The following is a 7,425-nucleotide window of genomic DNA, read 5'->3' on the forward strand; positions in this document are numbered from 1 at the left end:
TCCTGGTGGAACAGAATGTGCGGCATACCCTGGAGATCGCGGACCGGGCATACGTGATCGAAAACGGGTGCATCGTCCTTCATGGAAACAGCAGGGATCTCTTGAAGGAAGAAAAGATCAGAAAGGCCTATCTGGGTCTTTAGGAGCCACCGCGGCACAGCCGCAATCCGGAACGGCTCATACAAGGACACCCCGGCGATACAACAGAAAAGGATAATTTCACGGGCCCGGCAGAGGCACAGGGTTTCTTTTTTACAGTAGATCAACCAAAGACCTGACGTGTCCAGAGGTCGCGACGCAATTATTGACAACCGGCGGTCTCCCCCGAGCATTGGAAATGAAGGTCAGAGTGAAGCTATATGGGACGTTCGGCAGACGGTTTCCCCAGGCCCGCGCTGCGGCGGGGATGGAGATGGAGATCCCATCGGGTGCCTCGGCAAAGGATCTTCTGGCCCGGCTGGAGATCCGGGAGGACCAGGGGGGCGTGGTGATCCTGAATAATCGAATTCTCAAGATGGCGGATGAAATCCCCCCCGGGGCCGAGGTCGGGATTTTTCAGCGTCTTTATGGAGGATAAAAGGCGGTTTTTAGATCTGTGAGGAGACGAACCAGAGTCATGCTGCCGTTCCCGGGAACTCTATTGGTTCCTGCAGGCTCCTGTGACAGCGGATCGCGTGGGGATCTCTTTGCAAGAGCTGCATTAAAATGGCTATCTGACGCTCGGCGACCGCCCCAGGGCTTTGAATACCTGTCGTGGAAAGGCAGAAAGAATAAACGTCATATGTAAGGCAATTCCAGGGGCTGTAACGAAATGGTTTTAAAGTCATTGCTGCCGTTCCCGGGAACTTTATTAAATTTCTGCGGCTCTTGCAAAGAGATCCCCACGCATTGTGACAGCAGGGGATTGCCTTTTCAGGAAAAAAACGGACACATGATATTTTCGTCAATTGACAACAACCGCGAAAAGGAGGTAGCTGAAAATGAAAAGGAAATCCATCTTGTTTCCGGCTTGCCCTGTCGGCGTGTGCTCACTCTTATTGATCCTGGTCGTCAGCCTGGGGACGCCGTCTGCTGCCCCTTCCGGGCAGAAAGGATCTGATAACATGCTGAGATCAACGCCCCCTATTGTGACCACGGATTGGCTGGCCCAACACCTGAACGATGCGGCATTGGTTATCGTCGATATTCGAGACGACAAAGGCTACTCTGCGGGACATATCCCCGATGCCGTGCATGTTCCGATGCCCTTTTGGGTCGTTGAAAGGGATGGCCTTCTCCTGGAGGTGCCGGATGATGCAGCGCTCTGCCGGACAATCGGCTCGGCCGGGATCGATCAAAATTCCAGGGTGGTTGTGGTAAACCGGGCGGATCACCCGTATCCCCTCGCCGATACGGTCAGGGTAGCGGATATGCTCATATATGCAGGGGTGCGAAACGCCTCTGTCCTGAGTGGGGGGTATGACAAATGGGTCAAGGAAAAAAGACCGACATCGGACGCCCCGTCCAAGCCGACGCCTGTAACGTACACAGGCGAAATGAACAAGGCGATGTTTGTTTCAAAGAAGGAGGTGGCAGAGAAGATGGGAAAATGCATTCTCGTGGATGCAAGGACCCCTGACGTCTATTTTGGTGTGGTAAAGGAGCCTTTTTGCACGAGGGGAGGTCATATTCCGGGCGCAACGTGCTGGCCCGTTCCCTGGATGTGGACGGACGAGGGCGTGTATAAACCCGCCGACGAGATAAGGGAGACGGCCGCCGGGGTTATGGGAGATGATCCTTCCAGGGAGATTATTGTCTACTGCGGCGTGGGAGGATATGGGGCCGCGGCATGGTTTGCGCTCCACGAGGTGCTGGGATATCAAAACGTGAAAATATATGACGGTTCGGCCCAGGAATGGACCGCAGACCCGGATGCCCCGGTTTCCCGATATATCTGGGAATAAGAGATCGCCATTTCCATCATAAAAGATTAAGGAGCGGAACATTATGGCTGAAGAACTTGCAAGACTGTTGGCGGATTTGAAGGAGGCGGAGGCCCTGGCGTATGTGGAAAAGGCCCTGGAACAGGGACGCGATCCGTTGGACCTGTTGGCGGGCGCCAAGGAAGGGATGGCAATCGTGGGCGAGCGGTTTGCCGACTCAGACTATTTTATCCCGGATCTGGTCTTTTCAGGAGAGATCCTCAAACGCATCGTGGCCCTGCTGGAGCCACATCTCAAGACCCGGGGCGAATCCAAAAAGATCGGGAAGGTCGTCATGGGGACCGTGAAGGGCGATATCCATGACATCGGAAAGGACCTGGTGGTCTTTATGCTGGATGTGAGCGGATTCGAGGTCACGGATCTGGGCATTGATGTGCCGATTCAGAAATTTGTGGACGCCCTCAAGGAGACCGGCAGCACCGTGGTCGGCCTGAGCGGATTCTTGACCCTGGCCTTTGATGCCATGAAAGAGACCGTTGAGGCCATCCGGGAAGCAGGGCTGCGGGACGATGTGAAGATCATGATCGGAGGCGGCCAGATTGACGAGCAGGTCAGACGGTTTACCGGTGCGGATGCCTATGGTAAAGACGCCATCGAGGCAGTGGCACTCGCCCGGCGCTGGATAGGAGGATAAAGCCATGGAAAAGAAATGGGAAGAGATGTCCGCAGATGAAAAGCAGGAGGCCCAGTTTCAGAAGCTGCTTGCGCCCAAGGATCCGGAGGGGAATGATCTCAAATTCCAGAGCCCCGAAGCAGAGGCCGCCTATGCGGGCCGCATCAACCGGTTAAAGGATGCCATTCAAATGAAAAGGCCTCCTGACAGGGTCCCGGTGGCCCTGTTCCCCAGTATGTTCCCTTACACATATGCCGGGATGACCGTTGAAGAGGCCATGTATGATTATGAGAAATGTGTCGCAGGATATAAGAAGTTCGTCCTGGACTTCGAGCCGGACATCACCATGGGGGCTGCAGGGCCCGGGCCTGGAAAGTTCTACGAGATCCTGGACTACAAGCTCTACTCCTGGCCGGGCCACGGGGTGGCCCCCGAGCACAGCTACCAGTGCAACGAAGGGGAGTACATGAAGGCGGAGGAATATGATCTCCTGCTGGCCGACCCCTCCTTTTACTTCAGAAATTTTTACCTGCCGCGCGTATTCGGAAAACTGGCACCCTGGAGTATGCTTCCCCCCCTCACCGGCATACTGGAGATGTACGGGGTTGCATTCAATTTCATCCCCTTCGGCCTCCCCCCGGTTCAAGAGGCCTACAAGGCCCTTTTTGAGGCAGGGGCCGAGGCCCTGAAATGGGCCATGGCCGTGGGCGGGATCGACGTGGAGATGGCATCCCTCGGGTTTCCCGGTATCTTCGGAGGATTCAGCAAGGCGCCTTTTGATGTACTCGGCGACACCCTCCGGGGCACCAAAGGGATCATGCTCGACATGTACCGGCAACCCGATAAGGTTCTCAAGGCCGTGGAGGCCCTGACCCCGATCATGATCGGACTGGGGCTGGGCGCGGCCCAACAGACCGGCAAGCCGTTCATCTTCATGCCGCTTCACAAGGGTGCGGACGGTTTTCTCTCGGATGAGCAATATAAAAGGTTTTATTGGCCCACCTTCAAACAGGTGATGCTGGGATTGATCGAGGGGGGATGTATTCCGTTGCCCGCGGCAGAGGGGGGCTACAATACACGGTTAAAGTATCTTACCGAACTCCCGAAAGGGAAAACCTTGTGGATGTTCGATCAGACCGATATGGCCGCGGCCAAGGAGACGGTGGGCGAGACCCTCTGCCTTCTGGGCAACGTCCCCTCCTCCCTGTTGAAGCTGGGCACACCCGACGACATCCGGGATTGCGTCAAAAAGCTCATCGACACCGCCGGCGAAGGCGGCGGCTATGTCATGGGCAACGGGGCGTTTTTTGATGAAGCAAAACCGGAAAATGTAAAGGCCATGGTGGACGTCACCAGAGAATACGGGGTATATGGGTAGAGAGGCCTGGGTTTGTTGGGTTCATTGGGTTTATAGCTTGGAGAGGGAAGGTCCTGTCACAAAAATGCCCTGCGTCTCTGCGTCTCTGTGAGAAATTGTTTTCGGTGCCGGCGTGTCCGGGTTAGGAGTGGGTGCATGCTGATTGTGGGCGAGAGGATCAATACCAGTCGTCATGCCGTCAACGAGGCCGTAAACAGCAGGAACGCGGCCGCCATTCAGAGGGAGGTGCGCCTGCAGATAGACGGGGGCGCCGACCTGATCGACGTCAATGCCGGATCCCGGAGGGATTCCGAAGCGGATGACCTGCTCTGGCTGATGGAGGTGATCCAGGGCGATTTTCCGGAGGTCCGGCTCTGTATCGACAGTGCCGATCCGAATGTCATGAATATGGTTCTGGATAAGGTCGGGCTTCCGCCCATGCTCAACTCCACCACCGGCGAAAGGTCCCGGCTGGAGACCATGACCCCGGTTATTCAGAAGAGGCCGTGCGATATCGTGGCCCTCTGCATGGACGATCAGGGGATTCCCAAGAGCGCGGGACAGACAGTGGAGAATGCCGTCCGGCTGGTCTCCTATCTGGAGGGTCTGGGCGTCAATCGGGAAAACATCTACCTGGATCCTGTAATCCAGGCGGTCAGCGCCAATTCCCATGTAGGAATAATGGCCCTGGAGGCCATTGACGGGATCCGGCGCGAACTGGACGGGGTCCACATTATCAGCGGCCTCTCCAATATCTCCTTCGGGCTCCCAAGGCGCCCGCTGGTGAACAGGGCCTTTCTCATACTGGCCCTGAAGGCGGGTCTTGATGCGGCCATCCTGGATCCTTCGGACAGAGGGCTGATGAGCGCCCTGAAGGCCGCCCAGGTCCTCCTGGACCAGGATCCCTGGTGCCAGGCCTATACGCGGGCCTTTCGGGAAGGAAGGCTGGACACATAATCAGAGCGCCCTTTGCGCAATCATCGATTTGAAACATCAGGAGGTTTGAATGGAAGAAATCAGGAAGATACGAACGGTTTGTCGAAGCTGTCACGGGGGATGCGGCGTCATCGCCCATGTGAAAAACGGAAAGGCGATCAAGGTGGAAGGCGATCCGGATTCGCCCATCAGCCATGGATCCATGTGTTCCAAGGGGCTGGCCATCACCCAACTGGCCTACCATCCGGACAGGGTCCTTCACCCCATGAAGAAGACCGGGAAAGGCTGGGAGAGGATCTCCTGGGATGAGGCACTGGATACGGTCACGGAAAAATTTACGCAGGTGAAAGAACAATTCGGGGCCGAGGCCATTGTGATCGGACAGGGGACCGGCCGGGACTTCGAGAGTCATTTTTCCCGGTTCGGCAACCTGCTGGGCACGCCCAACATGATCACTGCCGGGCATATGTGTTATCTCTCCCGGATCGGCGCCACCCTGACCACCTGCGGCAGGCATCCGGCCATTGATTATGAAAACAATCCCAAGTGCATCGTCATGTGGGCCTGTAATCCCCTCTGGACCAATCCGGACGAATACAAGGGGGCGAACTTCTGGCGGGCCTATCAAAATGGGGCCAAGCTGATCGTTATCGACCCGAGAAAGAGTTTTCTCACCAAAAAGGCCGACCTGTGGCTCCAGTTGCGGCCGGGAACGGATGCGGCACTGGCCATGGGATTGCATCACGTGATCATTGAAGAAAGGCTGTACGACCAGGAATTCGTATCCCAGTACGTTCACGGCTGGGACGCGTTTGTGGAGAGGGTAAAAACCGATTATCCCCTCGACCGGGTGGAAGAGATCACCTGGGTGAAACAGGATCTGATCCGCAGGGCAGCCAGGCTGTACGCCACCACCAAGCCGGCCGGGATCCACTGGGGGGTGCCCACTGAGCAGAGCAACAACTGCACCGATTACACCCGCGCCGCCGTAGGTCTGATGGCAATCACAGGGAACCTGGATGCCCCCGGCGGGAATGTGTTTCATCAGCCGCCTGGAACCCGGTCCATTTCCGAATTCTCCTCTCACAAATCCCTGTCCAAGGAGCAGCGGGCCAAACAGCTTGGGGGCGAGCAATACAAACTGGCCTCCCGGATGACCATTGTGACGCCCAAGTGCGTCTGGGACGCCATTCTCAAGGGCAAGCCCTATCCGGTCAAGGCGGGATATCTGGTGGGAACCAACCCGGTCATCTCCCGGGCCAATGCCAGAGAGGTGTACGAGGCCCTATCCAAGCTGGACTTCCTCGCGGTTTCGGATTTTTTCATGACCCCGACCGCCGAACTGGCGGACATCTTCCTCCCTGCCGGCACCTGGCTCGAACAGAATCATGTGGCCGACAACTGGAAATTCCATGGTTATGTACTGGCGAGACAGAAGGTGGTGGAGATCGGGGAATGCTGGCAGGACCACAAGATTTTCATGGAACTGGGCAAGCGGATGGGCCAGCAGTGGTGGGACACGGTGGAGGATTCCCTGGACTGGCTGCTGGAACCGGCAGGTCTCACCTGGGAGAACTTCAAGGAGAAAGGCTATCTCCATGGAACGCCCAAATTTTATAAATACAAGGAAAAGGGGTTCTCAACGCCCACCCGAAAGGTGGAACTCTACTCCACCATCATAGAGGGGTGGGGGCACGATCCCCTCCCAAAATATACCGAACTGCCCGAAAGCCCGGTCTCCAGGCCGGATCTGACGGAAAAGTATCCCTATATCCTCAACACCGGATTGAGGACGCCCACCTTTTTCCATACCGCCAACCGGCAGATCCCGTGGTTGAGGGAGATCCGGCCCGATCCGATCGTGGAAATCCATCCGGATACCGCAAACAGGCACGGCATCCAGGAGGGAGACTGGGTCTGGCTGGAATCGCCCCGGGGGAGGGTCAAAGAGCGGGCCAAGCTGAACAACGGGATCGATCCCCGGGTGGTGGTGGCCGAACATGGGTGGTGGTATCCGGAGATCAAGGACCCTGACCACGGCTGGGATATGTCCAACATCAATATCCTGACCGATAATTCCCACGAATCCATGGATCCGGTCATGGGGGCGACCAATCTGAGGGTCCTCTTGTGCAACATATCCCGCTGTGAAGACCGATAGCCCCTGTTTGCAGTCCCGCCTCGCGGGACAATTTGCGGAGAAATCCTGTTTCACTGCCAAGTGCGAAGGATGCGATAAGGTCCCGGCGGGTTGGTTCTGATCCTGGAGCAAAGACCCCGGTGAAATGCGCTTCCCGGTCGTCTGCAACAGTTTCACGGAGCAGGTTCAGGATCGCAACAGACCCAGCACTGAATTCCCGGGATTTGCACCGATATTTTTTTGGTTGCGGCTGTCAGGCCGCGTTAGGAGGAATAGCAAAATGGAGAAAGTTTCTTTGATATTTGACAAGAAGAACTGCATGGGGTGTCATGCCTGCGAGGTCGCCTGCAAGCAGGAACACGGCCTCGGGGTCGGCCCCCGGCTGGTGCGGGTGATC

General features: G+C 56.6%; 6 protein-coding genes. All 6 read left to right on the top strand.

Going from position 1 to position 7,425, the window contains the following annotated elements; translation table 11 throughout:
* The first annotated feature begins 337 nt into the window (after window positions 1–337).
* The 6 genes from K9N21_23445 (at window position 338) to K9N21_23470 (ending at window position 7,049) form a co-directional block, all read left to right on the top strand.
* Window positions 338–577: a MoaD/ThiS family protein gene (locus K9N21_23445; protein ID MCF8146872.1), complete on the top strand. Its 240-nt coding sequence runs from the start codon at window positions 338–340 to the stop codon at window positions 575–577.
* A 526-nt stretch (window positions 578–1,103) separates the two neighbouring features.
* Window positions 1,104–1,943, top strand: coding sequence for a hypothetical protein (locus tag K9N21_23450; GenBank protein ID MCF8146873.1), 840 nt, complete (start codon window positions 1,104–1,106; stop codon window positions 1,941–1,943).
* A gap of 43 nt (window positions 1,944–1,986) precedes the next feature.
* Window positions 1,987–2,616: a cobalamin-dependent protein gene (locus tag K9N21_23455; protein MCF8146874.1), complete on the top strand. Its 630-nt coding sequence runs from the start codon at window positions 1,987–1,989 to the stop codon at window positions 2,614–2,616.
* Between the two features lie 4 nt (window positions 2,617–2,620).
* A complete protein-coding gene (locus tag K9N21_23460; protein MCF8146875.1) occupies window positions 2,621–3,973 on the top strand; it encodes a uroporphyrinogen decarboxylase in 1,353 nt (450 codons plus the stop codon).
* 135 nt (window positions 3,974–4,108) lie between these two features.
* The gene (locus K9N21_23465; GenBank protein MCF8146876.1) at window positions 4,109–4,909 is read left to right on the top strand and encodes a dihydropteroate synthase; all 801 of its coding nucleotides are present in this window, start codon (window positions 4,109–4,111) and stop codon (window positions 4,907–4,909) included.
* Between the two features lie 49 nt (window positions 4,910–4,958).
* Entirely contained in the window at window positions 4,959–7,049 is a 2,091-nt protein-coding gene (locus K9N21_23470; GenBank protein ID MCF8146877.1) for a molybdopterin-dependent oxidoreductase, read from the top strand.
* The last annotated feature ends 376 nt before the right edge of the window (window positions 7,050–7,425 follow it).

The organism is Deltaproteobacteria bacterium, assembly GCA_021737785.1.
In the GTDB taxonomy this organism is placed as follows: domain Bacteria; phylum Desulfobacterota; class DSM-4660; order Desulfatiglandales; family Desulfatiglandaceae; genus AUK324.